Source organism: Luteimonas terrae (assembly GCF_004358165.1).
GTDB lineage: Bacteria > Pseudomonadota > Gammaproteobacteria > Xanthomonadales > Xanthomonadaceae > Luteimonas > Luteimonas terrae.
The window spans coordinates 159471-186047 of record NZ_SMTG01000006.1; the positions used below are offsets into that span (position 1 = coordinate 159471).

The 26577-nt window shown below is 70.1% G+C and carries 26 protein-coding genes; 13 read left to right on the forward strand and 13 right to left on the reverse strand.

The window, feature by feature from the left end:
• Positions 1 to 6 precede the first annotated feature (6 nt).
• Positions 7 to 1347, reverse strand: a complete 1341-nt coding sequence (waaA, locus tag E2F49_RS14280; protein ID WP_133394503.1) for a lipid IV(A) 3-deoxy-D-manno-octulosonic acid transferase — start codon at positions 1345 to 1347, stop codon at positions 7 to 9.
• A 172-nt stretch (positions 1348 to 1519) separates the two neighbouring features.
• On the opposite strand from waaA, the gene lpxL reads away from it, so the two are divergent.
• Complete coding sequence (gene lpxL / locus E2F49_RS14285; protein ID WP_133394504.1) at positions 1520 to 2434, forward strand: LpxL/LpxP family Kdo(2)-lipid IV(A) lauroyl/palmitoleoyl acyltransferase; 915 nt, start codon at positions 1520 to 1522, stop codon at positions 2432 to 2434.
• 212 nt (positions 2435 to 2646) lie between these two features.
• Here lpxL and E2F49_RS14290 read toward each other — a convergent pair whose 3' ends face one another.
• The 6 genes from E2F49_RS14290 to E2F49_RS14315 all read right to left on the reverse strand — a co-directional run bounded on the left by E2F49_RS14290 (position 2647) and on the right by E2F49_RS14315 (position 7514).
• Complete coding sequence (locus E2F49_RS14290; protein WP_133394505.1) at positions 2647 to 3999, reverse strand: O-antigen ligase family protein; 1353 nt, start codon at positions 3997 to 3999, stop codon at positions 2647 to 2649.
• A complete protein-coding gene (locus E2F49_RS14295; protein ID WP_133394506.1) occupies positions 3974 to 5095 on the reverse strand; it encodes a glycosyltransferase in 1122 nt (373 codons plus the stop codon). Before E2F49_RS14295 ends, E2F49_RS14290 begins: the two co-directional genes overlap by 26 nt.
• Positions 5096 to 5117: 22 nt before the next feature.
• On the reverse strand, positions 5118 to 5318 hold the full coding sequence (locus E2F49_RS14300) for a zinc-finger domain-containing protein (protein WP_425481391.1): 201 nt from the start codon (positions 5316 to 5318) through the stop codon (positions 5118 to 5120).
• Positions 5319 to 5376: 58 nt separating this feature from the next.
• Positions 5377 to 6063: a pirin family protein gene (locus E2F49_RS14305; protein WP_133394507.1), complete on the reverse strand. Its 687-nt coding sequence runs from the start codon at positions 6061 to 6063 to the stop codon at positions 5377 to 5379.
• A gap of 69 nt (positions 6064 to 6132) precedes the next feature.
• Positions 6133 to 6852, reverse strand: a complete 720-nt coding sequence (locus tag E2F49_RS14310; RefSeq protein WP_133394508.1) for a YceI family protein — start codon at positions 6850 to 6852, stop codon at positions 6133 to 6135.
• A gap of 74 nt (positions 6853 to 6926) precedes the next feature.
• Positions 6927 to 7514, reverse strand: a complete 588-nt coding sequence (locus E2F49_RS14315; RefSeq protein WP_133394509.1) for a malonic semialdehyde reductase — start codon at positions 7512 to 7514, stop codon at positions 6927 to 6929.
• A 97-nt stretch (positions 7515 to 7611) separates the two neighbouring features.
• On the opposite strand from E2F49_RS14315, the gene E2F49_RS14320 reads away from it, so the two are divergent.
• Positions 7612 to 8589: a mitochondrial fission ELM1 family protein gene (locus E2F49_RS14320; RefSeq protein WP_243713616.1), complete on the forward strand. Its 978-nt coding sequence runs from the start codon at positions 7612 to 7614 to the stop codon at positions 8587 to 8589.
• A gap of 33 nt (positions 8590 to 8622) precedes the next feature.
• Here E2F49_RS14320 and gph read toward each other — a convergent pair whose 3' ends face one another.
• On the reverse strand, positions 8623 to 9297 hold the full coding sequence (gene gph / locus E2F49_RS14325; protein ID WP_133394511.1) for a phosphoglycolate phosphatase: 675 nt from the start codon (positions 9295 to 9297) through the stop codon (positions 8623 to 8625).
• Positions 9298 to 9443: 146 nt separating this feature from the next.
• Here gph and E2F49_RS14330 point away from each other — a divergent pair, with 146 nt between their 5' ends.
• Positions 9444 to 9743 (forward strand): DUF2218 domain-containing protein, encoded by a 300-nt coding sequence (locus E2F49_RS14330; RefSeq protein WP_133394512.1) that lies wholly within the window; start codon positions 9444 to 9446, stop codon positions 9741 to 9743.
• Between the two features lie 102 nt (positions 9744 to 9845).
• On the opposite strand, the gene E2F49_RS14335 is transcribed toward E2F49_RS14330, so the two are convergent.
• Complete coding sequence (locus E2F49_RS14335) at positions 9846 to 11474, reverse strand: Na+/H+ antiporter (protein ID WP_133394513.1); 1629 nt, start codon at positions 11472 to 11474, stop codon at positions 9846 to 9848.
• 118 nt (positions 11475 to 11592) lie between these two features.
• Between E2F49_RS14335 and E2F49_RS14340 the strand changes: the two genes are divergently transcribed.
• From E2F49_RS14340 to E2F49_RS14355, 4 genes are all read left to right on the forward strand, one after another.
• On the forward strand, positions 11593 to 13611 hold the full coding sequence (locus tag E2F49_RS14340) for a M3 family metallopeptidase (RefSeq protein WP_133394514.1): 2019 nt from the start codon (positions 11593 to 11595) through the stop codon (positions 13609 to 13611).
• A gap of 148 nt (positions 13612 to 13759) precedes the next feature.
• A complete protein-coding gene (locus tag E2F49_RS14345; protein ID WP_133394515.1) occupies positions 13760 to 14494 on the forward strand; it encodes a hypothetical protein in 735 nt (244 codons plus the stop codon).
• 72 nt (positions 14495 to 14566) lie between these two features.
• On the forward strand, positions 14567 to 14944 hold the full coding sequence (locus E2F49_RS14350) for an EF-hand domain-containing protein (protein WP_133394516.1): 378 nt from the start codon (positions 14567 to 14569) through the stop codon (positions 14942 to 14944).
• Positions 14945 to 15029: 85 nt separating this feature from the next.
• Positions 15030 to 15536 carry a hypothetical protein gene (locus E2F49_RS14355; protein ID WP_133394517.1) on the forward strand — a complete coding sequence of 169 codons (507 nt, stop codon included), beginning with the start codon at positions 15030 to 15032 and terminating at the stop codon, positions 15534 to 15536.
• Positions 15537 to 15612: 76 nt separating this feature from the next.
• Here E2F49_RS14355 and E2F49_RS14360 read toward each other — a convergent pair whose 3' ends face one another.
• The 3 genes from E2F49_RS14360 to E2F49_RS14370 form a co-directional block, all read right to left on the reverse strand.
• Positions 15613 to 16044, reverse strand: a complete 432-nt coding sequence (locus E2F49_RS14360) for a PepSY domain-containing protein (protein WP_133394518.1) — start codon at positions 16042 to 16044, stop codon at positions 15613 to 15615.
• Positions 16045 to 16186: 142 nt separating this feature from the next.
• Entirely contained in the window at positions 16187 to 17617 is a 1431-nt protein-coding gene (locus tag E2F49_RS14365) for a UdgX family uracil-DNA binding protein (protein WP_133394519.1), read from the reverse strand.
• Between the two features lie 328 nt (positions 17618 to 17945).
• Positions 17946 to 19220 carry a putative DNA modification/repair radical SAM protein gene (locus tag E2F49_RS14370; protein WP_133394520.1) on the reverse strand — a complete coding sequence of 425 codons (1275 nt, stop codon included), beginning with the start codon at positions 19218 to 19220 and terminating at the stop codon, positions 17946 to 17948.
• A gap of 142 nt (positions 19221 to 19362) precedes the next feature.
• On the opposite strand from E2F49_RS14370, the gene E2F49_RS14375 reads away from it, so the two are divergent.
• Genes E2F49_RS14375 through E2F49_RS14390 form a run of 4 tightly spaced genes read left to right on the forward strand, consistent with a single transcriptional unit; the run spans position 19363 to position 23692 of the window.
• Positions 19363 to 20235, forward strand: coding sequence for a cytochrome c oxidase subunit II (locus E2F49_RS14375; RefSeq protein ID WP_133394521.1), 873 nt, complete (start codon positions 19363 to 19365; stop codon positions 20233 to 20235).
• A complete protein-coding gene (gene ctaD, locus E2F49_RS14380; RefSeq protein WP_133394522.1) occupies positions 20232 to 22772 on the forward strand; it encodes a cytochrome c oxidase subunit I in 2541 nt (846 codons plus the stop codon). The genes E2F49_RS14375 and ctaD overlap by 4 nt, the downstream gene beginning before the upstream one ends.
• A complete protein-coding gene (locus E2F49_RS14385) occupies positions 22769 to 23140 on the forward strand; it encodes a hypothetical protein (RefSeq protein ID WP_133394523.1) in 372 nt (123 codons plus the stop codon). The genes ctaD and E2F49_RS14385 overlap by 4 nt, the downstream gene beginning before the upstream one ends.
• Before the next feature lie 12 nt (positions 23141 to 23152).
• On the forward strand, positions 23153 to 23692 hold the full coding sequence (locus E2F49_RS14390; RefSeq protein ID WP_133394524.1) for a DUF2231 domain-containing protein: 540 nt from the start codon (positions 23153 to 23155) through the stop codon (positions 23690 to 23692).
• 22 nt (positions 23693 to 23714) lie between these two features.
• Here the strand turns inward: E2F49_RS14390 and E2F49_RS14395 are convergent, their stop codons facing one another.
• Positions 23715 to 24212: a CopD family protein gene (locus E2F49_RS14395; RefSeq protein WP_243713617.1), complete on the reverse strand. Its 498-nt coding sequence runs from the start codon at positions 24210 to 24212 to the stop codon at positions 23715 to 23717.
• 102 nt (positions 24213 to 24314) lie between these two features.
• Here E2F49_RS14395 and E2F49_RS14400 point away from each other — a divergent pair, with 102 nt between their 5' ends.
• Both E2F49_RS14400 and E2F49_RS14405 read left to right on the forward strand, forming a co-directional pair.
• Positions 24315 to 25190, forward strand: coding sequence for a cytochrome c oxidase assembly protein (locus E2F49_RS14400; protein WP_133394526.1), 876 nt, complete (start codon positions 24315 to 24317; stop codon positions 25188 to 25190).
• Positions 25187 to 26503 carry a ferredoxin reductase family protein gene (locus E2F49_RS14405; protein ID WP_208004909.1) on the forward strand — a complete coding sequence of 439 codons (1317 nt, stop codon included), beginning with the start codon at positions 25187 to 25189 and terminating at the stop codon, positions 26501 to 26503. The genes E2F49_RS14400 and E2F49_RS14405 overlap by 4 nt, the downstream gene beginning before the upstream one ends.
• Positions 26504 to 26577 lie beyond the last annotated feature (74 nt).

Below are 26577 nucleotides of genomic sequence, written 5' to 3' on the forward strand. Positions count from 1 at the left end.
TGCAGTTCAGATCGACGACGGCGCGGGTCGCAGGATCCGCGCCGTTTTCGTGTCCGGCGCCGGCAGGTCCGGCTCGATCAGCGCCAGCGTGCGCGCCAGCGCACCCCGACCGTTCTCGACCAGCGCCCGGCCGGCAGCCGCCATCGCCTCGCGCGCGGCAGCGTCTTCCAGCAGGCTCTCGATGTGGTATTGCACCGCGTCGGCATTGGCGCCGATGCGCAATGCGTCCGCGCGTCCGAGCTGTTTGGCGATGTCGGTGAAGTTCTGCAGATGCGGTCCGGTGACGACCGGCGTGCCGACCGCGGCCGGTTCGAGCAGGTTGTGCCCGCCGATGTCCTGCAGGCTGCCGCCGACGAAGGCGACGTCGGCGCAGGCGAAGAACAGGCCGAGTTCGCCGAGCGTGTCGAGCACGAAGACGTCGTCGCCGGCATCGGGCCATGTGGTCAGCGCACGCGTGGCGACGCGCCAGCCCGCATCGACGGCGAGTTGCGACGCGCCGCGGAAGCGTTCGGGATGACGCGGCGCCCAGATCATCAGCAGGTCCGGCCAGCGCGTGCGCAGCCGGCGGTGGATGTCGATGACCGCGGCTTCCTCGTCGGGGTGCGTACTCGCCGCGATCCACACCGGGCGCGCGCCCGCGTGGCTGCGGAACTCCGCCACCAACCCGGCGATCTTCGCCTCGTCCAGGGTGATGTCGAACTTCAGATTGCCGGTGTCGATCACCGCTTCGTGCAGTGCACCGAGCTTGACGAAGCGCTTGCCGTCATCGGCCGATTGCGTGGCCACGCGCTTGACCGTGCGCAGTGCGCGACCGACCAACGGCCGCAGCACGCGATAGCCGCGCAGCGAACGCGCCGACAGTCGCGCGTTGACGATGACCGTCGGCACGCCGGCATCGCGACAGCAGAACAGCAGGTTCGGCCACAGTTCGGTCTCGACGATCAGGCCGATTTCCGGGCGGAAATGGCGGAGGAAACGCCGCACGGCGCCGGACAGATCGTAGGGCAGATAGACGTGCTCGACGCGTTCGCCCCACAACGCGCGCACGCGCTCCGAACCGGTCGGCGTGATCGTGGTGACCAGCAGCCGGCGCGCCGGGTCGCGTGCGAGCAGGGCATTGATCAGGGGCGCGGCGGCGTTGACCTCGCCCACCGAGACCGCATGCACCCACACCGGCGTCGAGATCGGCGGCGTGCGATAGATGCCGTAGCGCTCGTCCCAGCGCAGCAGATAGGCCGACTGCCGGAAGCCGCGCCAGATCAGGTGATAGACCGTGATCGGCGCGAGCACGACCAGCAGGGCCGAATACAGGCCGCGCAGCAGTCGTTCGGTGGTGTCGGCACGCATCCGCACAGGATAGCGGAAGGCCATGTCGGCACCGGGGACCGTGGGCACGCGCTCGCGCGCGATCGCGTTGCGGAACGGAACGTGCGCCTTCGCGAGCGCACGCCTGCATCGGCACATCGTCCGCATCCGGCGTCTTCAACCCCGTCCGACGCCCGGCTTCTACAATGGCCGCATGTCCAGCGCCTCGTCCGATCTGTCCCGCCCGCCGCTCACGCCCCGTCATTGGCCGGCATGGTGCGGCATCGGTCTGATGGCCCTTGCCGCGCGGATTCCGTGGCCGCTGCAACGCGCGCTCGGCCGCGGACTGGGCAACGTGCTGCGTCTGACGCTGGCGAGCCGACGGAAGGTCGCGGCGCGCAATCTCGAACTCTGCTTTCCGGAGCTCGATGCCGACGCGCGCGACGCGCTGCTGCGCCGGCACTTCCATGCGCTGGGGATCGGGCTGTTCGAGTTCGGGCGTGCGTGGTGGGGCTCGATCGCGCCGCTGCGGCGCGGGTTGATCGTCGAAGGTGTCGAACACGTCGAGGCCGCATGGGCCGCGGGCCGCGGCGTCATCGTGGTATCGGGCCATTTCACGACGCTGGAAGTCTGCGGCCGGCTGATGTGCGACTACGTGCCGCTGGCCGGCATGTATCGCCCGCATTCGGAGCCGGCGATGGAATGGGCCGTGCGCCGCGGTCGTGCGCGTTACGCGGCGGCGATGTTTCCCAAGCGCGACGTGCGTGGCGTAGTGCGGCATCTCAAGCGCGGCGGCCTGCTCTGGTATGCGCCCGACCAGGATCCCAGCGGTGGTGACGCGGTTTACGTGCCGTTCTTCGGCCGCCCTGCGCACAGCCTCACCTCGACCCATTCGCTGGCGCGCTTGTCGGGCGCGACCGTGCTGTTCTACCGCCACGTACGGCGCGAGGACGGCGGCTACACGCTGACCCTCACGCCCGCGCCCGAGCCCTATCCCACCGCCGATGCGGCTGCCGATACGGCGACGGTCATGGCCGGCATCGAGACGATGGCGCGCGCCGCACCGGACCAGTACCTGTGGATCCACCGGCGCTTCAAGCGGCAGCCGGATGGTGCGTCGTTGTACTGAGTGACGCCGGACGTGTCAGGACATCGCCTTCAAAGCCCTCCCCCGCCAGCGGGGGAGGGTTGGGTAGGGGCGAGCGCCCAGATCATGCGATGTCGGGGCACGCTCGCGTCACTCGATGAGAAGTTCCCGGCCGACACCTGATCGTTTGCCCCCATGCCGGCCTTCCCCCCCACGCGGGGAAGGCACAGACAAACGCGTCACCCGGGTCGACCTCAGCGCACCGCGCCGTCGTCGGGCTGCGCCGGCTCCACCCGTGCCAGCAGGCTGCCGGCATAGAGTGCCGACAGCAGCAGCGTGAAGCCGCCCCAGAACGTCGAATAGAACGCCAGGTGCGTGTTGAGCGGGAACACCGTGACCGCCAGCGCGAGCATCGCCGGGCGCGCCTGTTCGCGCGCCGCGGGGCTGGCGAAGCGCCAGGCGCGCCAGGCCATCGCCACGCCGGCCAGCCACATCAGCAGGCCGATCAGGCCGGTCTCGCTGCCGATTTCGAGCACGATCTGGTGCGCATGGAAGGCCGGCCCGTCACCCCAGGCCGCGCGCGCGCCGGCATGGGGATCGCACTGCGGGAACGCCTCGCGGAAACCGCGCGCGCCGACACCGTTGATCGGGTTCTCGCGGACCATGCACAGCGCCGCGCCCCAGATGCGCGTGCGACCGGCCAGCGCGTCGTCGACGCCGGCCTGGTCGGCTGCGGACAGCCCCGTCACGGTGCGCTCCACGCGCTCCTGCACCAGCGGCGAGGTCAGCGTGACCACGACCGTAACCACCGCGGCTGCCGCGAACACGATCAGCAGGCGCCGCCAGCCCAGCAGGCGCCAGCCGGAGAACAGCAGCACCAAACCGTAGGTCAGCCACGACGCTCGCGAGCCCGCGAACAGCAGCACGATGCCGATCGCCGCGCTCGCCACGATCCAGCCGGCCGTGCCGAAGCGGCGCCCGGACCAGTACAGCGCGAACGGCGCCAGGCTCGCCAGCACGATGCCGAGCTTGAGGTTGCACGGGCCGAGCACGCCGCCGATGCGATCGGCCGCGGCGACCTGTTCGAGCGTGCACATCGGCCGGTTGCTGATCAGCTGCTTGAGCTGGTCGATGCCGAAGAACAGCGGACTGGTGCCGAAGAACACTTCGCACAGCGCGTCGAGCGTCCACACCGCCACGATCACCGCCAGACCGCCGAGCGTGATGCGGCGCCCCCGCCGCGTCGCCACAGCCGAGGCCACCAGCCACAGGAACGGCAGATAGCGCAGGTCCACCAGCGCTTCGCGCAGGGCGCGTCCGACATCGACCGAATCCACCGCCGAGATCAGTTGTGGCAGCCAGTAGGCGAAGAACAACACGCTGGTCAGCGCCCAGGCGGGTGCGCTGAGCAACTGCGCGCCGCCGCGGAAGCGCGCGCCAACCAGATGGACGATCGCGGCCAGCGCGCCCAGCACCATCACGCCTTCGGCATAGCCCGGCGCGGGCCACAGGATCACGAAGGCCAGCACCCAGTGCGGCGCCCAGCGCCAGCCCACGGGGCGCGGCGTGCGCGCGGTGGCGTCAGTTGTCGTCGTCGAACTCGTCATAGACCGCGAGGGTCGCCTCCTGCATCGCACGCAGCGTGTCGGGCATCGTACCGGCTCGCGATGGCCCTCGCGTGACCAGCGCGCGTGCGGCGCGTGCGAGCGCGTCGCGGTCGAAGGGCGTCACTGCACCTTCGGGCTGCAGTTGCGCCAGCAGTTCGCCGACACCGCCGTGGGCCCAGCCTGCGACCGGACGCGCGCACGACAGCGCTTCGAGCACGGTGCGCCCGAAGGCTTCGGGCTTGCGCGAGAGCTGCAGCACCAGATCGCTGGCCGCGTAGGCGCGCGCGATCGCGTCGGTCGGTTCGGTCATCGCCAGCGCATCGCCGCAATGCAGTGCGTCCGCTTCGCGCTGGAGTTCGGCGATATAGGTCTCGCGGCCGGCTTCGCGGGCGCCGGGCATCCACAGGCGCGCGTCGAGGCCATCGTTACGCAGATCGGCGAGCAGCGTGATCGCGTCGATGTGTCCTTTCAGGCGCGTACCGCGGCCGGGCAACAGGAGCAGTGGACCGGTGCCGCCGAGCTGCGGCCAGCGCGCGGCGACCTCGGCGCGCGCCGCGACATCCGGAGACGGCGCCGGCGGAAATTTCGCCGGATCGATGCCGCGCGGAATGACGCGCAGGCGGTCGCGTGGCGTATCCGGGTAATGCCGCAGCAGGTAGTCACGTACCGTGTCCGACACGCAGATCACCCGCTCGCCGCGCGCCATGATCGCGCTGTAGCGCGAGGGCGAGTTGAGGCCATGCATCGTGGTGACGAAATGCGGGCGGCGCGCCTCGGGCATTCCGCGCAGCGCCCACCAGCCGATCCACGCGGGCAGTCGCGAACGCGCATGGACGATGTCGGCGCCGGCCTCGGCGAACAGGCGGCGCAGCGTGCGCACGTGACGCAGCACCCACGGTGACTTGGCGCCGATGTCGAGCGTGACGTGGGTCGCGCCGGTCGCTTCCAGTGCCGGCACGAGGCGGCCGCCGGCCGACACGACGATCGCGCGATGGCCGGCGTCGACCAGCGCCTGCGCGATCTCGATGGTGGAGCGTTCGACGCCGCCGGACGACAGCGCCGGCAGCAACTGGACGACGGTCAGCGGTCGACGCATGCGGCCGCGATGTCCGGGCGATTCAGTCGACGAGGACGAAATGCGCACCGCAGTACGGGCAGTCCGATTCGCCGTTCTCGGCCTCGATCGGCAGGTACACGCGCGGGTGCGAGTTCCACAGCGCCATCGACGGCAGCGGGCAGCTCAGCGGCAGGTCGGCGCGGCGCACTTCATAGCGCTGGGCGGCGTTGGCTTGCGTCGGCTGGACGTTGGCTGCGGTCATGACGGCGGAGTTCATCGTGTGGAGGCGGCCATTCTAGCGCGCCGCCATGCAGGCGGGCTCAGCCCGGCAGCGTGAACAGCAGCAGGGTCGCGCCCTGCGGGCCGGCGACGATCGCGGTGTCCACTGCCTCGTCCTGCCAGCCCAGGGCATCGCCGGTCGCCAGCGTGTGGTCGTCGACGATGGTCTCGCCGCGCAGGATCTGCAGCCAATGGCGCCGGGTGGACTCCAGCTTCAGGTCGAGACACGCGCCGGGTGCAAGCGTCGCGTGCCGCAGCCAGGCCTGCTGGCGCACCGGTAGCGCGTCGGTGCCGATATCGGGCGACGCGCGCAGCGTCCATGCGCCATCGGCATCAGGCGCCATGCGCTGCACGCCGTCGGCCGGCGGCAGGTTGACGCGATCGGGCTGCAACGCGATGCGCAACACGCGCGCCTCTGCGCTGCCGGTCTCTTCGACCGGGGTATCGCTGGCATGGCCGGCGCCGGTCCAGGCCAGCGTGCCGGCCTCCAGGGCGACACCGTCGCGGCGCAGCGTGCCGTCGAGCACCAGGGTCAGCAGCTCCATGTTCGCCACGCGCTGCGCGGGCACCGTGGTCCCGGCGGGCAGGCGTTCTTCGTTGAGCTGGCGCAATGCGCCGAAGCCCATCCAGTCGGCGTCGTGGTAATCGCCGCTGGAAAACGTGCACAGGCGCGTGCGCGTGCCGTGGCGGCTGGTGCCGCGCGTGTCGGCGGGTCGGTGGAGTTTCATGGCAGATCCGGAACGCGGAAACGAAAACGCCGGCGCACGGGTCGCGTGCGCCGGCGTCGGGACGCGATGTTACTGCGCGGCCGGGGCAGCCGGCGCCGCGCCCTCGGCGACGATGGCCTCGGTGGTGATGCGCAGCTCGACGTCGTCGCTGACGTTCGGCGCATAGGCGCCGACGCCGAAGTCGCTGCGCTTGATCTTCGCGACGGCATCGAAGCCGGCGGCGGCGCGCTTGGCCATCGGCTGCTCGCCGAACTTGTTGATGGTGACGTCGAGCACCACCGGCTTGGTGATGTCCTTGATCGTCAGGTCGCCGGTGACCTTGAGCTTGTTGGTGCCGGCCGACTCGACCGCGGTGCTCTTGAAGGTGGCGTTGGGGAACTTGGCCGCGTCGAAGAAATCGGCGCTGCGCAGGTGGTCATCGAAATCACCGACGTGCGAGTTCAGACCCGACAGCGGCAGCGTGACCTCGACCGACGAGGCGCCGACGTTCTCGGCGTTGTAGACGATCTGGCCGGAGACGTCGCCGAAATGCGCGACCGGGTTGGAGAAGCCGAAGTGGCTCCACTGGGCGATCACGTCGGTGTGCTTGGGGTCGAGGATGTAGGTGCCCGAGACACCGGCGATCGGCTCGGCGGTCGGCGCGGTCTCGGCGAGCGCCTCGGAGGCCGGCGCGGCGGCGGCTTCGGTGGCGGGCGCGGCGGTCTGCGCAGGCGCGGCCGGCTCCTGCTGGGCGCAGGCGGCGAGAGCGATGGCGGCGGCAAGCGGGAGCAGCAGGTAACGGTGGCGCATGGCGGAATCCTCGTGGATCGGACGGGTGGTGGTGGGAACCGCGCGCAAGGCTGCGCGCGGGCGGAACGCAGGTGTCAGACGATGCGCGCAGCTTCGTCGAACGGCAGGCGCGGCGAGCGCGGGAAGATCGTCGACGGATCGCCCTTGCCCAGGTTGACCAGGAAGTTGGACTTGATCGAGGTGCCGGCGAAGAAGGCCTCGTCGACCTTGGCATTGTCGAAACCCGACATCGCACCGGTGTCCAGACCCAGCGCGCGCGCGGCCATGATCAGGTAGGCGCCCTGCAGGCTACCGTTGCGGAACGCCGGGACTTCGCGGTCTTTGCGCGGGCCGTCGAACCAGCTCTTGGCGTCCGTGTGCGGGAACAGGAACGGCAGCTTCTCGTGGAAGTCCTCGTCATGGGCGACGATCACGATGACCGGCGCGGACATCGTCTTCTCGTAGTTGCCCTCGCTCAACGCGGGGCCGAGCTTGGCCTTGGCCTCGTCCGATTTCACGAACACGAAGCGCGCGGGCGACGAGTTGGCCGACGTCGGCGCGAACTTCAGCAGGTCGTAGAGCTGGTGCAGCGTCTCGTCGCTGATGTCGCCGCTGAACCCGTTGTAGGTGCGGGCGGTGCGGAACAGCTGGTCGAGCGCGGCATCGGACAGGGTGTCGGTCATCGGCATCCTCGTGGGAAAGCGGGGTGGGACGAAGGCCGCAGTGTAGAGTCCTGCGGCAGCGCGACCGGTACGCCGGTCGGAACGGATGATCACATACGTGGAACGTCGACCAGGCAAAACCCGCGATTGCAGACGGATCTGGGCGGTCAGCGATGGCCGCGCCGGCAATGCCCGTCAGGCCGAAGCGCTGGCCGCCGCGCTGTCGCCGCGCGCCGAGGCCTTGCATCTCGAGCCGCGCGCGCCCTGGCGCTGGCTCGCGCCGCGGCGCCTGCCCGCCTCGGCTTGCGCCTTCGGTGACGCCTTCGCCACGCATCTGGACGACACGCCCGACGTCGCGATCGGCTGCGGCCGTCAGGCTGCGCTGGCGACGCGCCTGGCCGGCGCGCGTGGCGCGCGCACGGTGCAGATCCTCGACCCGCGCATCGATCCGCGGCTGTGGGATCTCGTCGTCGTGCCCGAGCACGACCGCCTGCGTGGACCGAACGTACTGGTCGTGCGCGGCAGCCTGCATCCGGTCGACGATGCGTGGCTGGCCGATGCGCGCGATGCGTTCCCGGCGCTGGGCGACCTGCCCGGCCCGCGGACCGCGGTGCTGCTGGGCGGCGACTCGCGGCACGGCCGTTTCGACGTGGCCGCGTTCGCGGCGCTGGCGGACCGGCTTGATGTCGTGACGCAACGCGACGGCGGCAGCCTGCTGCTGACCGCGTCGCGCCGCACGTCGCCCGAGGTGCGCGACGCGCTGCGCGCGCGCTACGCGGAGCGCGCCGCACTGGTCTGGATCGACGAGCGCAACGGCGCGAATCCCTACGCCGGCATGCTCGGCTGGGCCGACCGCATCGTGTGTTCGTCGGACTCGGTCAACATGCTCTCGGAAGCCTGCGCGACGCGCGCGCCGGTGTTCGTGTACGCGCCCGGGCCGCTCGACGGCGCGCCGCAGCGCTTCGTCGACGGCCTGCTGGCGGACGGGCGGGCACGTGCGTTCGAGGACGCGCTGCCGGACTTCGACGTGGTGCCATTGCGCGAGACCGCGCGGATCGCGGCCGAGGTGCGGGAACGCCTGGGCGTGCGTGTCTGACGCGCCGGGGTGCGCATTGGACACCCGCTGACGTCAGCGCAGCTCCAGCAACTGCTCGAACCGGTCGATGACCGCCAACGCACCGCAGCCATGCAGGTCGAAATCGCGGCGGTAGCCGTAGCCGACCAGCACCAGCGGCGCGCCGGCGGCGATCGCGGCGCCGGCATCGGCCGCGGAATCGCCGACCATCAGGCATCGGGTGATGTCCACGCCGAAGCCTTCGGCCAGATGCAGCAGCGGCAGCGGGTGCGGTTTGCGTTCGGGCAGATCGCCGGCGCCGAGCACCGCGTCGAAAAAACCGTCGATCTCCAGCGCTTCGAGCAGCGGCGGCACGAACTGCGCCGGCTTGTTGGTGCACACCGCGAGCCGCACGCCGCGGGCGCGCAGGGCCTGCAGCGTCGACACAACACCGGGGTAGAGCTGCGGATCGAGCAGCAGGCAATCGGCGTAGTGGCGCATGAAACGCGGCATCACCGCCTCGATGTCCTGCAGGTCGCCGGCATGGCGCAGCGCGGACGTGATCAGCTGCCGTGCGCCATCGCCGATCCAGCTGCGCACCGTGGCCTCGTCGACCTGCGCATGGCCGAGCTCGGCCAGCAGACGGTTGACCGCGGCGGCGATGTCGGACGCGCTGTCGACCAGCGTGCCATCGAGATCGAACAGCACCACCGGCCAGGGAAACGCGTGTGACGCGGCGGAATCGCCCATGAAACACCTGCACGGATGACGAAGCGGGCCGGCCATTGTGCGGCATCGGGCCTGCAACACTGCGTTGGCCGGCAGGGGTTCACCCGCGCCGCACGCTTGCCTATGCTGCGGCCCGCGGCGATGCGCCGAACGCTGGAGTCCCCACGATGTCCATCACCACCACCGCGACCACGTCCTCCAACGACGCGACGCGCCTGCTGCGCACGCTGTGCAACCACTGGCGGCACAAGTTCGAGATCACCCGCGACGACGAGGAAGGCCACGCTTTCATTCCGTTCCAGGGCGAGGACAACGGCGCCGACTTCTTTGTCGAGGACGGCACGCTGCGCATCGTGCTGACCCAGCCGACGGCCGAGGACAGCGAGCGCTACCAGACGGTGATCGAGAACCACCTCCAGCGTTTCGCGCGCGATGAGACGCTGGTGTTCGACTGGCAGCCGGGGTGATGAACCCCATCCGGATCTGCGTCTAGCTCGTCATCCCAGACGGTAGAAGTTGATTCGCGAGCGCCGTGCATTGCTGCAACCGGCGCTCCAACGGCACGCCACCTACCGGTACCGCGCCTCCAGCAGATCCAGGTCGTGCACCAGCTTGCGTGCGACCTCGTCGGAGATCTCGCGGTGCCGTGCCAGCTCGTAGATCCGCTCGCGCTCGGCATGCACACCGGCCAGACGCAGGGCGCGTTCGGCGTCGTCAGCGCTGCGCAGCGCGGCGGCATCCATGCCGGCCCGCACCTCGCGCTGGAAGCGGTCTTCGTACAGCGCCATGACCCGAACCGAGGCGCTGGCATAGAGATCGGGATTGGCCTGCGCGGCCGGCAGCGCGTGCTGCGCGCGTTCCACCGCGGCGACGGCCGCCACGGCCGCTTCATGCCGCGCCCGGTCGAACTCGCGGTCGTCCTCGGTTTCCTCGGGCACTTCCAGTCCGCGCAGCAGGCGCGGCAGCACGAAGCTGCCGAGCAGCAGCGACAGGATGATCACCGCCGCGGCGAGGAAGATCGCGAGGTCGCGCGTCGGGAACGGCGTGCCGTCGTCGAGCAGCAGCGGCAGGGTCAGCACGCCGGCCAGGGTGATCGCACCGCGCACGCCGGCCAGTGACATCGCAGCCACCAGCCGGACGCTGGGACGCCGCTGCCGGTCGCTGCGATACAGCGCGATGCGCAGCGACACCCACACCCACAGGAACCGCAGCGCGAACAGGCCGCCATAGATCGCGAACACGTAGACCGCCAGCCACCACGGGTCGACGTGCCCGGCCTCGCGCACCGAGCGCACCGCGCGTTCCACAATCCACGGCAGCTGCTCGCCCAGCAGCACGAAGATGATGCCGTTGAGCGAGAACTGCACCGTGTCCCACACCGCCGCACGCTGCACGCGCGTGGTCGCGAGCGCGCGACCGCTGAGCTCGACGTAGCTCATCGTGATGCCAGCCGCGACCGCGGCGAGGATGCCCGAAGCGCCGATCTGCTCGGCCAGCAGATACGCGCCGAACGGCGTCAGCAGGCTGATCAGGATCGGCGTGCCGGCTTCCTCGCCGAACACGCGCGAGACCAGCGCATGGCCGCGGTTGATGCCGATGGTCAGCGCCACGCCCACCACGACGCCGGCCAGCGCCAGCCACAGGAACGTCAGCGAGGCCGACATCAGCGAGAAGGTGCCGGTCAGCGCCGCGGCGACCGCGAAACGGAAGCAGACCAGGCCCGAGGCGTCGTTGAGCAGCGATTCGCCTTCGAGGATGTGCATCACGCGCTTGGGGATCGGCGCGCGCGCGGCGATCGACGACACGGCCACCGGATCGGTCGGCGACAGGATCGCCGCCAGCGCGAAGGCCACCGCCAGCGGCATCACCGGAATCATCCAGTGGATCAGCAGGCCGGCGCCGATGACGGTGAACACCACCAGCCCCAGCGCCAGCTGCAGGATCAGCCCACGGTCGCGGAACAGCCCGGTCTTGGGAATCCGCCAGCCGTCGAGGAACAGCAGCGGCGGCAGGAACAGCACGAAGAACAGGTGCGGATCCAGCGTCACGCCCTGGCCGAACACACCGGCGATCGTCGCGCCCAGCGCGATCTGCACCAGCGGCAGGGGCAGCGGCAGCCAGCGCGGCAGCACGCGGGTCAGATAGCCACTGGCGACCACGGCCAGCAGCATCACCAGCACGACTTCGATCGAATGCATCCGGAGGGGTTGAGCGCGGGAAAGCCGCCACGATAGTCCTCCCCTGCGTGACCTGCAGGTCGCGTGCACCCGCCGATGCCTAGAATCGGCCCGACCCCTGCCGTGTGTGGAGTGCCCGATGGACAACCCGCTGCTCGATTTCTCCGGCCTGCCGCGTTTCGACGAGATCGAACCGGCCCACGTCCAGCCCGCGATCGACGCACTGGTGACCGAGGCCGAAGCCGCGCTGGCACTGGCCGGCCGCGCGCAGCCGGTCGGCTGGGACAGCGTGGTCGTGCCGCTGGAGGATGCGACCGAGCGGCTGGGCCGGGCCTGGAACCAGGTCGGCCACCTCAATGCCGTGGTCAACACGCCCGCGATGCGCGAGGCCTACAACGCGGCGCTGCCCAAGGTCACGAAGTTCTTCAGCGCCCTGGGGCAGGACCAGGCCCTGTTCGCCAGCTACCAGGCGCTGTCCGACCAGGCTGACGCCCTGGGTCTGGACGCCCTGCAGCGCCGCGTGCTGGCCCATGCGCTGCGTGATTTCCGCCTCGGCGGCGCGGCGCTGGACGACGACGACCGTGCGCGCTTCGCGCAGATCCAGCAGGCGCTCGCCAGGACCAGCGCCGAATTCTCCGAGCATGTGCTCGATGCGACCGACGCCTTCGCGCTCTACGTCGAGAACGCCGACGAACTCGACGGTCTGCCCGACGACACGCTCGCGGCCGCGCGCGCCGCCGCCGAGCGTGATGGACGCAGCGGCTGGAAGCTCACCCTGCAGATGCCGTGCTATCTGCCGGTCCAGACCTACGCGACCAACCGCGACCTGCGCGAGCGCCTGTATCGCGCCTACGGCCTGCGGGCGTCGGAATCGGGGCCCGAAGCGCTCGACAACGGCCCGCTGATCGCGCGCATTCTCGAACTGCGCCAGGAACAGGCCGCCCTGCTCGGCCACGCCAACTACGCCGAGCTGTCGCTGGCCACCAAGATGGCCACCGCGCCCGACGCGGTGCTGTCGTTCCTGCGCGATCTCGCCGCGCGCGCCCGGCCGCACGCCGAGGAAGACCGCGAGGCGCTGGCGGACTTCGCCCGCGAGCAGCTCGGCCTCGATACGCTCGAGCCCTGGGACATCGCCTTCGCCAGCGACCGCCTGCGGCAGGCGCGCTACGACTACTCGGCGCAGACGGTGAAACGCTACTTCACCGAAGATCGCGTGCTGGCCGGCCTGTTCGACGTGATCGGCTCGCTGTACGGCCTGCGCGTCGAACGCGACGACGCACCGGTGTGGCACGAGGATGCGCGTTTCTACCGGCTCGTCGACGCCGACGGCGCGCTGGTCGGCCAGTTCTATCTCGACCTCTACGCCCGCGAGGGCAAGCGCGGTGGCGCGTGGATGGACGACTGCCGCAACCGCCGCGCGACGGCCGACGGCGTGCAGACGCCGCTGGTCTACCTGGTCTGCAATTTCGGCCGCGGCACCGGCGGCCGCCCGGCCACCTTCACCCATGGCGAAGTCACAACCCTGTTCCATGAGATGGGCCACGGCCTGCACCAGTTGCTGACGCGCGTGGACACGCTGCCGATCGCCGGCATCAACGGCGTGGAATGGGACGCGGTAGAGCTGCCGAGCCAGTTCATGGAGAACTTCTGCTGGGAGTGGGACCGCGTGCAGGAGATGACCGCACACGTCGAGACCGGCGAGCCGCTGCCGCGCGATCTGTTCGACCGCATGCTGGCCGCGCGCAATTTCCAGAGCGGCCTGCAGACTCTGCGGCAGATCGAGTTCGCGCTGTTCGACATGCTGCTGCATTCGGAGTTCAAGACCGGCCGCGACGACGTGCTGGCCCTGCTCGAGCGCGTGCGCGACGAGGTCGCGGTCAACCGCACGCCGGCCTGGCACCGCTTTCCGAACCAGTTCAGCCACATCTTCGCCGGCGGCTACGCGGCCGGCTACTACAGCTACAAATGGGCCGAGGTGCTGAGCGCGGACGCGTACGCGGCGTTCGAGGAAGACCCCGCGCGCCTCGCCGACACCGGTGCGCGCTTCCGCACCGAAGTGCTGTCGCGTGGCGGCAGCCGCGATGCGATCGAGAACTTCCGCGCGTTCCGCGGGCGCGATCCGGACATCGCGGCGCTGTTGCGGCACAGCGGGATGTGATCGAGCTGGATCTGTCGCCTTCCCCCGCACGCGGGGGAAGGTGTTGTGCGCCGCGATCAGGACATCCAACGACGTCGCAACACGTTCCCACGAAACCCTCACGCCGGCTTTGCCAGCATCCGCGCGATTTCCCGCCGGAACCGCCGCCATGCGTCTGCTTGTCCTGTTGTGCGCCATCGCGATGCCGGTGATCGCCTGGCTGTCGCAGACCGGCGTGTTCGGCCCGGACCAGGGCACGATCTCCGACCGCTATCCCACGCTGCTCGTCGCCGCCGGCTACGCGTTCTCCGTCTGGGGCCTGATCTTCCTGCTCGATCTGCTCTACGCCGTCTGGCAGGCCACCGGCACGCGCCGCGCCGATCCGCTGCTGGGACGCATCGCGCCGGTTGCGGCGCTCGGCTTCTTCCTCACCGCGATCTGGATGCCGCTGTTCTCGGCGGGCCTGTTCTGGGCCTGCGTGGTGGTGATCTTCGGCGCGCTGGCGTCGCTGGCCTGGTGCGCGGTGCAGCTCTCGCGCCCGGGCGCCGCGTCGCGACACCGGCTGGCGTGGCTGGCCCTGTCGATCCACGCCGGCTGGCTGTCGCTGGCCGCGTTCCTCAACCTCGCCCAGACCATCGTCGCCCACGGCCTGCTGCCGACCGGCCGCATGCTCGGCTGGAGCCTGGTGCTGTGGGCGATCTCGGCGGTGGTGCTGCTGACGCTCAACTGGCGCATGCGCGGCAACATCGCGTATCTGGCGATCGCCTGCTGGGGCCTGTTTGCGGTCTGGTTCAAGCAGACCGACTGGCCGCTGGCCGGCGCGGTGACCTCGGCCTGGGTGGCGATCGCGATCGGCGTGGTGCTGGCGATCCAGACCGTGCTGCTGCGCCTGCGCCATCGCTGAGGGCCGGCGTGTTCACGCGCCGTGCGGGCGGGGCTTGCGAGGCTGTGCGCCCACATCACAGGGGGTGACGCCATGTTCCGATCCGTCCGTGCCATCGCGCTCTGCGCGCTCGCCGCCGTTGCCGTCCCCGCCGCAGCGCAGGTCACCACCGCGCCCCTGCAGCAGGTCGACGATGCGCCCGCGCTGTCGTCGCAGGCCGGACGCCAGACCGGCGTGGTGACCTACGATCGCGAAGACGGCCAGCAGGTGATCATCCGGTCCTACGAGCCGCGCTCGGCGCGTTCCGAAGCCTACCGTGTCGATTTCGCGGCGCTGGATGTCGACGGCGACGGCTTCGTCAGTCGCGCCGAGGCCAAGGCGCATCCCACGCTCGACGCCGAGTTCAATGCCATCGACAGCAACCGCGACGGCCGCCTGAGCCGCGAGGAGCTGGCGGGCTGGCTGCGCTGATCGGTCGCACCCGCGGGCACGTCGTGGCGCACGCGCTGCGCTAGCCTATGCCGCCGCCCGCACGGGCCGGCACCGGAGCCAGGATGTGAGCCACCCCCTCGATGACGACCTCGGCTCGCGACGGCCGCGCGGCCCGCTGCTGATCGGCGCGGTGTTCGTGCTGATGTTCGGCATCTTCATCGGCGCGATCGCCACGACCGTGCTGTTGCGCACGAGCATCGGGTCGGCCGGCGATCTGAAGGCCCGCGAGGCGATCGCGCTGCAGGCGCTGATCGACGGTCCGCAGGGCCTCGCAACGCCGGACGCCGCATCGGAACGGACGGTCGCCGCGTTCGCCCACAGCTGGATCGTCAGCACGGCCGCGATCGATGCGGTGTCGTCGCTGGACGAACGCGCGAAGCTGGTGGAGATCGCGCGCTGGATGAACGCCACCGCTGCGCTGTCGTCGCGCGAGGATGCCGTCTCGCGCTGGGCGATGATCGCCGCGCGCTGCGTCGAGACCCATGCCGATGCGCCCAAGGACGCGGCGAACTGCGTGCGCGACGACATGCCGCTGGATGTGCCGATCCCCGAGCACCTGCGCAAGGACTGAGGTCCGCATACGAACCGCATACGAAGAACGCCCGGCCTGCGCCGGGCGTTCTTCGTTGCAGCGGGTGACGCTTCGATCAGTCGCGCGACTGGCTGACGATGCGGCCGTCCTGCGGGTCGAGCTTGAGGTCGACGCGCTGGCCTTCCTTCGTATCGGCCTCGGCCTTCCACATGCCGTCGTCGAACTCCACGTCTTCAATACGGGTGAAGCCGGCGGCGGTCAGCTTGGCGCGGATGTCGGCCTCGCCGAGACTGGTGGCACCGGCGGTCTCGGGATACACGCGGCCGGTGGCCGGGTCGAGGCGCACGTCGATCTTGTTGCCGTTGGCGTCGGTGACGTCGGCCTTCCACACGCCGTCCTTGAACTCGACGTCGTGGATGTCGGTATAGCCACCTTCGGTCAACGCGGCGCGGACCTGGGTGCTGGTCATGGCGTCCTGGGCGACGGCGGCACCGGCGGCCAGCGACAGCGCCAGCACCAGGCCACGGAGGGCGATCGTCTGCTTCATGGCAACGCTCCTGCGGTTGGGGTGGGGCGAGTCTTGGGACGACCGCGCGAAGTCGGGGTGAACAGGCACGTCGATGCATTCCGGTGCGTTCATCGAAGCCGCGCGAAGGCGGCGGCGACGCGGATTGCGCGGCTGAACGGGTTCAGGCCGCGAGCAGCAGACGCAGGTCGTCCACGAAGCCGGCGTAGGCCTGTGCCTGCGCCTCTTGATCGCCCTGGCGCAGCACCCAGGAGGGATGCACGGTCGCGAACGCACGCACGCCGTCCTCGCGCGTGCGCCAGATGCCGCGCTCTTCGGTCAGCCGCACGCCCGGCCCGAAGACCGCGCGCGCGGCGCTCGCGCCCAGACACACGATGCGCTCGGGCTGCACCTGCGCGATCTCGGCGCGCAGCCAGCCGTTGCAGGCTTCGATGTGGGCCACGTCGGGACGCTTGTGCAGGCGGCGCTTGCCGCGCGGTTCGAAGCGGAAATGCTTGACCGCATTGGTCAGGTACAGCGTGTCGCGCGGGATGCCGAGCTCCTCGAGTGCGCGCGAGAACAGACGCCCCGCGGGGCCCACGAACGGCCGACCCGACAGATCCTCCTCGTCGCCGGGCTGCTCGCCGACGATCATCGTGCGCGCCGTCGCCGGTCCCTCGCCGAACACCGTCTGCGTCGCCGGCTGCCACAGCGGACAGCGGCGACAGTCGCGCGCCGATTCGCGCAGCGCGTCGAGCGTGCCCGCGACGACCGGAGCCGGCGCAGGCGCTGCGGGAATGCGGCGGCGCGGCGCCTGATGTTCGCGCTCGGCCATCTCGCGCACGCGCAGGCCGGCATCACGGACCAGATCGGGCAGCAGCGCGGTTTCGGGCAGATGCTTCCAGTACTTCTGCGGCATCTCGGTGCGCATCATCGTGGTGTTGAGCCGCGCCGGATTGAAGATGTTGGCGTAGTAGGTGCGCCACAGATCCTCGCGCGCATCCTCGGCCGGCGCATCGGCGCGCGTGCCGCCGCCGGCGAAGGCCAGGGCTTCGCCATCCCAGATCGCGCTGCGGTAGGGGGTCACGATGGCCCAGCGCATGCCGGCGAAGCGCCGCGCGAAGAACGGCGCGACGCGATCGACGATGTACTGGTCCGGCTCGAACCAGGCGATGTAGCGGTCGGTGTCGCCGGGCACTTCGCGGAAGCGCACGAACGCCTTCATCTTGTGGCTGTCGCGCTTGACCGCCTGCGCCATCGTGCGGGCGCGATGCACGTCCGGATCGGCCGCGCGCAGCAACAGCGCGCGCTCGCCCTGCGCGATGCGCCAGAGCATGCGGTACAGCAGGCCGTGCCGGTCCTCGGCGCGATGGCAGAGCACCGCGTCGGCGAGCGTCAGGAATTCGGCCGGCACCCGCGGCGCGCTGCGCGTGGCCGGCAGCGTCGACAGATCGCTGCCCCCGAGCAGCGAGCCCTGCGCGCCGCCGGTCCAGTCGAGGTCTTCGGGCGCGAGGCCCGCACACAGCGCCGCGCGCGCGGCGCTGCGCCACGCGGCGGTGTCCCAGGGCGGATCGACTTGGGCGGAGATGCGCGACGTCGAAAGTTGGCGATTCATGCGCTTCTACGCAGCGCGCTGATCGCCGGGCGTTCTTCGACCTGTCCGCCGCCATCAGAATGAGCCCTCCCCCGCCCCGCGGGGGAGGGTTGGGTGGGGGCAAACGGTCCGATCAAAGGCTCATTCGACTCGTGCGGCTGCCGAGGCAAGTACGCGCTCGATGCATTCTTCCTGGCACCCACGGTTCGCCCCCATCCCAGCCTTCCCCCGCACGCGGGGGAAGGGGCAGACCGCGGCGCATCGAGGCTCGACCGGAACACCGCACTCACCAGGCGGTCAACGGCGAGAGATTCATCCCTCGCGATCCCGAGACGACCCGGCATCTCGATCAGAACAGACTCGCCTGCCGCGGCTGCGGGGCGAGTTCGGTGCGCAGGCGCGCGGTGTCGTCGAGGCGCTGGCGCGGGTGGTGTCCGGGCGTGATCACGAACGGCATGATCTTCTTCAGCGGCACGCGCAGGCGGGCGAGATCGTCCAGCCGCAAGGCGCCATGCGGTCGCGCGGCGATGATGCGTTCGACATTGCGCGTGCCCAGGCCGGGCACGCGCAGGAGCATCTCGCGCGGCGCGCGGTTGATGTCGACGGGAAAGCGCGTCGGGTTGCGCAGCGCCCAGGCCAGCTTGGGATCGACGTCGAGATCGAGCATGCCGGCCGTGGTGTCGGCAGCATCGGTCACCGGATCGGGTGCGATCTCCTCGACATCGAAGCCGTAGAAGCGCAGCAGCCAGTCGGCTTGGTAGAGCCGGTGCTCGCGCAGCAGCGGTGGCGACTGCAGCGGCAGATTCTTGGACGCATCGGGAATCGGACTGAAGGCCGAGTAGTACACGCGCCGCATCCGGTAGGTACCGTACATGCGGTTGCTGGTTTCCAGGATGCTGCGGTCGTTGGCGGCATCGGCGCCGACGATCATCTGCGTGCTCTGCCCGGCCGGCGCGAACCGCGGCGCCTTGGCGCGGCGCACGGTCACCGCCTGGCGCTTCACCCGGCGCGCGTCCTTGTCCTCGTCGATGCGCCACTTGAGTTCGCCCATCGCGCCATGGATGCCGGCGTGGGTCTTCTCCGGCGCCAGCGCCGACATGCCGGCCTCGGTCGGCAGTTCGATGTTGATGCTCAGGCGGTCGGCGTAGCGCCCGGCGGCGGCCAGCAGTTCCGGCGCGGCATCGGGAATCGTCTTGAGATGGATGTAGCCGGCGAAACGATGGTCCTCGCGCAGGCTGCGCGCGACCTCGACCATCTGCTCCATCGTGTAGTCGCCGCTGCGGATGATGCCGCTGGAGAGGAACAGACCTTCGATGTAGTTGCGCTTGTAGAAATCCAGCGTCAGCGTCACGACCTCTTCGGGCGTGAAGCGCGCGCGGCGCACATTGCTCGATACGCGATTGACGCAATAGGCGCAGTCGAAGATGCAGAAGTTGGTCAGCAGGATCTTCAGCAGCGACACGCAGCGCCCGTCGGGCGTGTAGGAATGGCAGATGCCCATGCCCTCGGTGCTGCCGATGCCGCCGGTCTTCGACGAGTCGCGCCTGTTCGCACCGCTCGACGCGCAGGAGGCGTCGTACTTGGCGGCGTCGGCGAGGATCGCGAGTTTGTCGGTCAGGTTCACGCGCCTACCTTGCCGTGGAAGCGTCTCAGCTTCTGAGACTGCCCGAGCTTCCACGCACGAGGCCGCACGCGCGTGAACGAAGGTGACGCGTGCCGTGCGTCACCCAGGTCATGCCGGCGTGTGATCGTCGTATTCACGTTACGTGGCCGCCCGCGTCGATAGGGTCTCCGCGGGCCTGTCGACCGGCGGCCCGCGACACGTGCTCTGCAGGGCGGCCAGCATCGACACCCAGTTCCGAATCCCACGACGCGCCAGCGTCCTGTCCGTCGTCGCGCTCGCCGGCGCGTTGCTGTCCGCCTGCACGGGCCCCCAGTCCGCACTCGATCCTGCCGGCCCGGCCGCGGCCGAAATCGCGCGCGGCTGGTGGCTCATGGTCTCGGCCTTCACCGCGGTCTGGGCGCTGGTGCTGGTGCTGTTGTGGCGTGCGCTGGCGCGCCGTGATGCCGATGCGCGCCTGCGGCGGCCGGACCGGCTGATCCTGTGGGGCGGCGTTGCGTTTCCCACCGTCGTGCTGGCCGCCCTGCTGGTCTACGGCAGCCTGACCAGCGCGCGCGTGACCGGCGTCGGCGTCGAGCCCGACGCGGTCGTCGACGTCACCGCGCGCCAGTGGCAATGGCATTTCCGCTATCGCGATGCGGATGGACAGGTGATCGGCGAGAGCGTCGATGAACTGGCCGTGCCGCTGGGCGCGATGGTCGAGTACCGCATCACCAGCGAGGACGTGATCCACAGCTTCTGGATCCCGCGCCTGGGCGGCAAGATGGATGCGATTCCCGGCCGCGTGAACACCCTGCGCCTGCGCGCCGAACAGCGCACGCCGATGCGGGGGCAGTGCGCGGAATTCTGCGGGCTGCAACATGCCCGGATGCTGTTTCCGGTGATCGTGATGGACGCCGGCGCGATCGCCGGCTGGCTGGCCGATCGTCCTGCCGCGCCGGCCGATGAACCGCCCGGCCCCGGCGCGCCTGCCGGACGCGCGCCGCCGCGCCACGGCGCCTCGGAGAACGTGCTGTGAGCGACCTGCGGCCCGACCACACGATTCCCACGCCGGGCGACCACCTGCGCCATACGGACCGCATCGCCGCGCTAGAACGCATCTGGGCCAACGGACGCGGCCTCGTCGGGCAGTTGACCGCGGTCAACCACACGACGATCGCATTGCGCTTCATCGTCACCGGCCTTTGCTTTCTGCTGGTCGGCGGCATGCTGTCGATGTTCATCCGCCTGCAGCTGGCGTGGCCCGGATTGAACGTGCTCGACCCCGAGCGCTACGCGCAGTTCGTGACCATGCACGGCACGACGATGATGTTCCTGTTCGCGGTGCCGATCATGGAAGGCTTCGCGATGTACCTCATCCCGAAGATGCTCGGCACGCGCGATCTGCCGTTCCCGCGCCTGTCGGCGTTCGGCTGGTGGTGCTACCTGTTCGGCGGCCTGTTCCTGTATTCGAGTTTCATCTTCGGCAGCGTGCCCGACGGCGGCTGGTTCATGTACACGCCGCTGACCGATTCGACGTATTCGCCGGGCAAGGGCGCCGACTTCTGGCTGATCGGCGTGACCTTCGCCGAGATCGCGGCCGTGACGGCGGCGGTGGAACTGATCGTGGCGATCCTGATCACCCGCGCGCCGGGCATGGACCTGACCCGCATGCCGCTGTTCGCGTGGGCGATCCTGGTCACGGCCTTCATGATCGCGTTCGGCTTTCCGCCGCTGATCCTCGCCAGCCTGCTGCTGGAGATCCAGCGCGCGTTCGACTTCGCGTTCTTCGAGGTCGCGCGCGGCGGCGACCCGCTGCTGTGGCAGCACCTGTTCTGGCTGTTCGGCCATCCCGAGGTCTACATCATCTTCCTGCCCGCGGCCGGCGTGGTGTCGACGCTGGTGCCGACCTTCGCGCGCCGTCCGATCGTGGGCTACACCTGGATCGTGCTGGCGCTGATCGCGACGGGTTTCCTGAGCTTCGGCCTGTGGGTGCACCACATGTTCGCGGTCGGCATTCCGCTGCTGGCGCTCGCGTTCTTCAGTGCGGCCAGCATGGCCGTGGCGATTCCGACCGGCATCCAGGTGTTCGCGTGGATCGCCACGCTGTGGGCCGGCAAGCCGTGGCTGCGCGTGCCGATGCTGCACATCATCGGTTTTTTCATCACCTTCGTCTGTGGCGGCCTGACCGGCGTGATGCTGGCCTTCGTGCCGTTCGACTGGCAGGCCCACGACACGCACTTCGTCGTCGCCCACCTGCACTACGTGCTGATCGGCGGGATGATGTTCCCGATGTTCGCCGGGCTGTACTACTGGCTGCCGCTGGCGAGCGGGCGCATGCCGTCCGAATCGCTGAGCCGCAGCGCGTTCTGGCTGGTGTTCATCGGCTTCAACCTGACCTTCCTGCCGATGCACATCACCGGCCTGGTCGGCATGCCGCGCCGCGTGGAGAGCTACGCGATGGAGCTCGGCGTGCACTGGCTCAACCTGGTGTCGACGGCGGCGGGGTTCGTGCTCGCGGTCGGCATCATCGCCATCCTCGTCGACGTGGCGCTGTGCTTCGTGCTCGGCCGACGCAACAGCGAGAATCCGTGGCAGGCGCCGACGCTGGAATGGGCGCTGCCGCACCCGGCGCCGAAGTACAACTTCGCGTCGCTTCCCGAGGTGTCCGATCGCAATCCGCTGTGGCGCGATCCCGACCTCGTCGCCGCGACGCGCCGCACCGACGGCCTGCTCGCCGACGCGCACGGCGGCTGGCGCTGGATTCTCGGCACGTCGATCCAGTCGGCGCAGCCCGAGCAGGCGATCCGCCTGTCGAACTCGACCTGGTTCCCTCTGCTGTGCGCACTGTGCATCGCAGTGCTGCTGGCCGGCTTCATCACCTCGCAGTACTGGCTGTCGGTGCTGATGCTGCTGCCGCTGATCGGCCTGTTCCTGCGCTGGCTGTGGACCGTCAACGGCCGTGATGCGCCGCTGCGGATCGAAGTGAAGCCGGGCTTGTGGCTGCCGACGCAGGCCGCGGCGAAGAATGCGCCGGGCTGGTGGGCGCTGGTCGGCACGTTGCTGATCGACGGCTCGCTGTTCGCATCGCTGGTCTACGCGTACTTCTACCTGTGGCTGCATGCGCCCGCCTGGCCGGCCGGTGGCGCCACGTTCACCGCGCTCGCCCCGGCTGCGGCTGCACTGGCCGCGCTGCTGCTTGCCGGCATCGCCGCGTGGCGCGCATCGGTCGCGGTGCGCGCCGGCCACGCGCAGCGCGCGATCGGCTGGCACGTGCTCGCCGTCGTCGCCGGACTGGGGTTCCTCGCGCTGCAGTTGCCGACGATCGCCGAGGCGGTCGGCGCGCCGCAGCGGCACGCCTACGGCTCGGTGGTGTGGACGCTGGCCGGCTTCCATGCCCTGCACGTGGCGGTGGCCGCGCTGATCGGCGGCTTCGTCGCGCTGCGCATCGCGCGCGGCCATGTCGACGCGGATCGACCGCTGGAGACCCGCATCGCGACCGGCTTCTGGCGCTACGTGGTCGCGCAGGGCGCGATCGCATGGGCGGTGCTGCATCTGTTCCCGAGGTTCGCATGAGCCTGGTCCGCACGCCCGGGCTGCTGCGTCTGTCGCTGCCGCTGGCGGTCTGGGCGCTGCATTTCGTCGCGATCTACAGCCTGCAGGGCCTGGCCTGCGCACGCGCGTTGTGGCGGACGCCGTGGGCGGGACTGGAAGCGATGACCTGGGTGCTGTGGGGCCTGACCGCCGTGGCGCTGGTCGCGATCGTCGCCAGCGCCATTCCCGCGTATCGCGCGTGGCGCGCGTTGCGTGCCGACCCCGACGGCCGCGCCGACACGGTGCGCCAGCGCTTTCTGCATGCACTGGCCGCCCTGTGTGCGTTGATCGCCACGATCGGCGTCGTCTTCACCGCCGTGCCGGTCGCGCTGCTGCCGACCTGCGCCTGATCCGGACCCCCGATGCGCAAGAGCCTCAAGCAACCCGTTCCCCGCACGCAAAGCCACACGGTGGAAAGCGTGCTGGCGATCGCCAAGCACCCGATCCATCCGATGCTGGTGACCTTTCCCATCGCTTTCCTGTCGATGGTGGTGGTCACCGACGTGCTGTACCTGTGGCTGGGCGCGACGTTCTGGGCGGAACTCTCGTTCTGGCTCAACGTCGGCGGTCTGGGTTTCGGCGTGCTGGCCGGCATCGTCGGCACGATCGACATGATGTCGATCCGCGTCGTGCGTCGGCACGTCTCGGCCTGGAACCACTTCATCGTCGCGGTGATGGTGCTGGCGATGGCCGCACTCGGCGTGTGGCTGCGCCTGCCGGGTCATGCCGAGGCGGTGTGGCCCTGGGGCCTAGTGTCGTCGGCGACGATGGCACTGCTGGTGATGGTGGCCGGCTGGCTGGGCGGGACCCTGAGCTTTCGCCACGGTATCGGCGTCTACGGCGACGAGGAAACCGATGCCGCCAGCGGACGCGACGCGGAGCGCAAGCCGCCGGCCGAATAGCGCGCGTCCGTCGCTGCGGATTTCAGGGCGTCGCGTCGTCGCCGAGTCCCGGCACCAGATCTTCGGCGTCCACCGTTCGCGCGGGCGGTGCCGGCAGATCCCCAAGCGTCTGCGGCTTGGCGCCGGTGAGCCCGGCGATCACCAGCAGCAGCACCAATGGCACCCAGCCGATGACACGGAAGAAGGTCGCGCCGTGCTTGCAGCGGTCGTGACCCAGTTCGTACAGCAGCAGCCCGTAGTACAGATGCAGCAGCACCGCCATCGCGACGACGACGAGCTTGAGCACGAGCCATGCGCCGGTCGGATTCCAGGCGATCAGGATGCCGCCGAAGGTGATCGTCAGCAGGGCGGCCGGGGTCATGATCCGGAAGAACAGGGTGTTGGTGACCGGATTCCAGAACTCCGGATCGGCATCGATCTCGCGGCGGTTGCGGGCGACGAACAGGCGCGGCAGGAAGAACAGGCCGGTGAACCAGACCGTCATCGCCAGGATGTGCAGGACCTTGAGCCAGAAGTACACCGGCGCTCCGGAAATCGATACCGGCGTGCAGGGTACGCAGGCGCGCATCAAATCCTTGTGGCCTCGACGCGCGCTGCAGCGCGCGGCTGCTACGGTCGATCCATGTCGCGCTCCGTCCTCCACGCATCGGCTGCGGCCGGCTTCGCGCTGCTGCTGGCCGCGGCGCCCGCCGCGGCGGTGACGCCGGACGGTCCGCCGCCGCCGCTCGCGCAGGCCTGGTCGCTTTCGCTCCGGACGCTGCTGCCGCTGGCGGCCGTGGTGGCGATGTACACCGTGGGCATCTGGCGCACGCGGCCGCCGTTCCTGCACGGGATCGCCGGTGTCGCCGGCCTCGTCGCGCTCGCGCTGGCGGTGCTGTGGCCCTTCGATGCCTGGGCCGCCTATGCGCTGTCGGCGCATGTGGCCCAGCACATGCTGCTGCTGGCGCTGGCACCACCGCTGCTCGTGATCGCGCGGCCCGCCCGGCTGCTGGCGGGCTGCGTGCCGGCGCGTCCGCGCGCGACGGTCGAACGATACGCGGCAACGTCGATGCGACGCCTGGAGGCGCCGCTCGGCCTGGCGACGCTGGTGCACGTGGTCGTGCTGTGGGCCTGGCACCTGCCGGCGGCGACGTCCGCCGCGCTCGTCAGCGAACCCGTGCATCGTCTGATGCTCGCCAGTGTGCTGCTGGCCGGCCTGTGGTTCTGGAGCGCGGTGCTGGCGCGGCTGCAGACGCGCGATGGCGCGATCGCCGGCGCCCTCGTCGCGCTGGTCACGGCGATGATGCTGATGGGATTTCTCGGCGCACTGCTGACGTTCTCGCCGCGGCTGCTCTACCCCGCCTACACCGACCGCGCACTGCTCGCCGGCCTCGACGCGCTCGCCGACCAGCAACTCGCCGGCCTGCTGATGTGGGTGCCGGGCGGGTTGCCCTATCTCGCGGTCGGCCTGTGGCTGGCGGTCGTCTGGCTGCGCGGCGTGCAGCGGGCGGCGGCGTGAACACCCGCTGGCGGCGACTGCTCGGCTGGTTGCTGGTCTGGATGGCGCTGGCCCTGCTGCCGATGTGCATCGCGCTGGCCGGTGACCCGCCGGCGGTGCGCGACCGCATCGTCGAGACCGGCGCGATGCTCGGCCTGCTGGGTCTGGGCGTGCTGTCCGCGCAGGCGCTGACCTCGGGCCGGCAACGCTGGTTCGCGCGCGGACTCGGCCAGGACGATGTACTGCAGTTCCATCGCCAGACTGGTCTGCTGGGATGGGGCCTGGTGCTGGCGCATCCGTTGACGATGTTCCTGGGCGATGCGCGGTTTCTCGACTATCTCGACCCGCGCGAGGACTGGCTGCGGGCGACGCCGCTGTGGACGGTGCTGCTCGCGGTCACGTGGCTGGCGACCACTTCGCTGTGGCGGCTGTCGTTCGGCCTGCAGTACGAGCACTGGCGCCTGCTGCACGGCGCGCTCGCGCTGCTGGTGGTGACGATCGGCCTGGGCCACGCGCTGATGGTCGACCACTACACCGGCCCGCTGTGGAAGAAGCTCGCGCTGACGATGGCGGTCGGCGCCTCGCTGTACGCGGTGATCGAGAACCGCGTGCTGCGGCCGCGCGGGCTGGCGCGCCGGCCGTGGACGGTGCAGTCGGTCGAGACCGCGCGCGACGGCAGCCACGTATTGCGGCTCTCGCCTGCGGGCCACGACGGCCTGCGCTTCCGCCCCGGCCAGTACGCGTGGATCACCATCGGCGATACGCCGTGGCGTGTGCAGCAGCACCCCTTCTCGATCAGCTCGAGCGCCGAGTCGTCCACGCTGGAGTTCACGATCAAGCCGCTGGGCGATTTCACCGCGCGCATCGGCGCGATTCCGGTCGGCACACGCGCGTTCGTCGAAGGGCCGTACGGCGAGTTCGTGTATCTGCCCGATGCCTGCCCGCAGGGCGCGGTCTTCATCGCCGGCGGCGTCGGCATCACGCCGATCCTGAGCATGCTGCGTACCGCGCGCGACGGTGGCGCGACTGCGCCGATGTGGCTGATCTACGGCAATCCGGCCTGGGACGACGTGCTGTATCGCGACGCGCTCGATGCGCTGTCGAAGGAATTGCCGTTGACGGTGATCCACGTGCTCGAAGACGCGCCGGACGACTGGGACGGCGAGACCGGCCACATCGATGGCGATCTGCTCGACCGGCACCTGCCCGAGCTCGCGTCGTTGCCGGTCTACGTCTGCGGACCGGACGCGCTCGCCAATGCGGTCGAACCGGCCCTGATCGCGCGCGGCGTCACCGCCGACCGGCTCTACTCGGAGCGTTTCGATCTCGTATGAGCAGTGGAGGATGCCAGCCGTGATGCATCGCCATCTGCGCCGCGCCGGCGTGATCGCCTCGATCGTGCTGGTGT

What these genes read in the sequence shown, in the direction of transcription:
- E2F49_RS14400 (WP_133394526.1), top strand. Translation starts at nt 24,315, where the DNA reads ATGTCGCGCTCCGTCCTCCACGCATCGGCTGCGGCCGGCTTCGCGCTG.
- E2F49_RS14295 (WP_133394506.1), bottom strand. Translation starts at nt 5,095, where the DNA reads ATGCGTCGACCGCTGACCGTCGTCCAGTTGCTGCCGGCGCTGTCGTCC.
- E2F49_RS14390 (WP_133394524.1), top strand. Translation starts at nt 23,153, where the DNA reads ATGCGCAAGAGCCTCAAGCAACCCGTTCCCCGCACGCAAAGCCACACG.
- E2F49_RS14315 (WP_133394509.1), bottom strand. Translation starts at nt 7,514, where the DNA reads ATGACCGACACCCTGTCCGATGCCGCGCTCGACCAGCTGTTCCGCACC.
- E2F49_RS14365 (WP_133394519.1), bottom strand. Translation starts at nt 17,617, where the DNA reads ATGAATCGCCAACTTTCGACGTCGCGCATCTCCGCCCAAGTCGATCCG.
- E2F49_RS14345 (WP_133394515.1), top strand. Translation starts at nt 13,760, where the DNA reads ATGCGTCTGCTTGTCCTGTTGTGCGCCATCGCGATGCCGGTGATCGCC.
- E2F49_RS14305 (WP_133394507.1), bottom strand. Translation starts at nt 6,063, where the DNA reads ATGAAACTCCACCGACCCGCCGACACGCGCGGCACCAGCCGCCACGGC.
- E2F49_RS14350 (WP_133394516.1), top strand. Translation starts at nt 14,567, where the DNA reads ATGTTCCGATCCGTCCGTGCCATCGCGCTCTGCGCGCTCGCCGCCGTT.
- lpxL (WP_133394504.1), top strand. Translation starts at nt 1,520, where the DNA reads ATGTCCAGCGCCTCGTCCGATCTGTCCCGCCCGCCGCTCACGCCCCGT.
- E2F49_RS14300 (WP_425481391.1), bottom strand. Translation starts at nt 5,318, where the DNA reads ATGACCGCAGCCAACGTCCAGCCGACGCAAGCCAACGCCGCCCAGCGC.
- E2F49_RS14340 (WP_133394514.1), top strand. Translation starts at nt 11,593, where the DNA reads ATGGACAACCCGCTGCTCGATTTCTCCGGCCTGCCGCGTTTCGACGAG.
- E2F49_RS14335 (WP_133394513.1), bottom strand. Translation starts at nt 11,474, where the DNA reads ATGCATTCGATCGAAGTCGTGCTGGTGATGCTGCTGGCCGTGGTCGCC.
- E2F49_RS14310 (WP_133394508.1), bottom strand. Translation starts at nt 6,852, where the DNA reads ATGCGCCACCGTTACCTGCTGCTCCCGCTTGCCGCCGCCATCGCTCTC.
- E2F49_RS14360 (WP_133394518.1), bottom strand. Translation starts at nt 16,044, where the DNA reads ATGAAGCAGACGATCGCCCTCCGTGGCCTGGTGCTGGCGCTGTCGCTG.
- E2F49_RS14290 (WP_133394505.1), bottom strand. Translation starts at nt 3,999, where the DNA reads ATGACGAGTTCGACGACGACAACTGACGCCACCGCGCGCACGCCGCGC.
- E2F49_RS14385 (WP_133394523.1), top strand. Translation starts at nt 22,769, where the DNA reads ATGAGCCTGGTCCGCACGCCCGGGCTGCTGCGTCTGTCGCTGCCGCTG.
- E2F49_RS14330 (WP_133394512.1), top strand. Translation starts at nt 9,444, where the DNA reads ATGTCCATCACCACCACCGCGACCACGTCCTCCAACGACGCGACGCGC.
- gph (WP_133394511.1), bottom strand. Translation starts at nt 9,297, where the DNA reads ATGGGCGATTCCGCCGCGTCACACGCGTTTCCCTGGCCGGTGGTGCTG.
- waaA (WP_133394503.1), bottom strand. Translation starts at nt 1,347, where the DNA reads ATGCGTGCCGACACCACCGAACGACTGCTGCGCGGCCTGTATTCGGCC.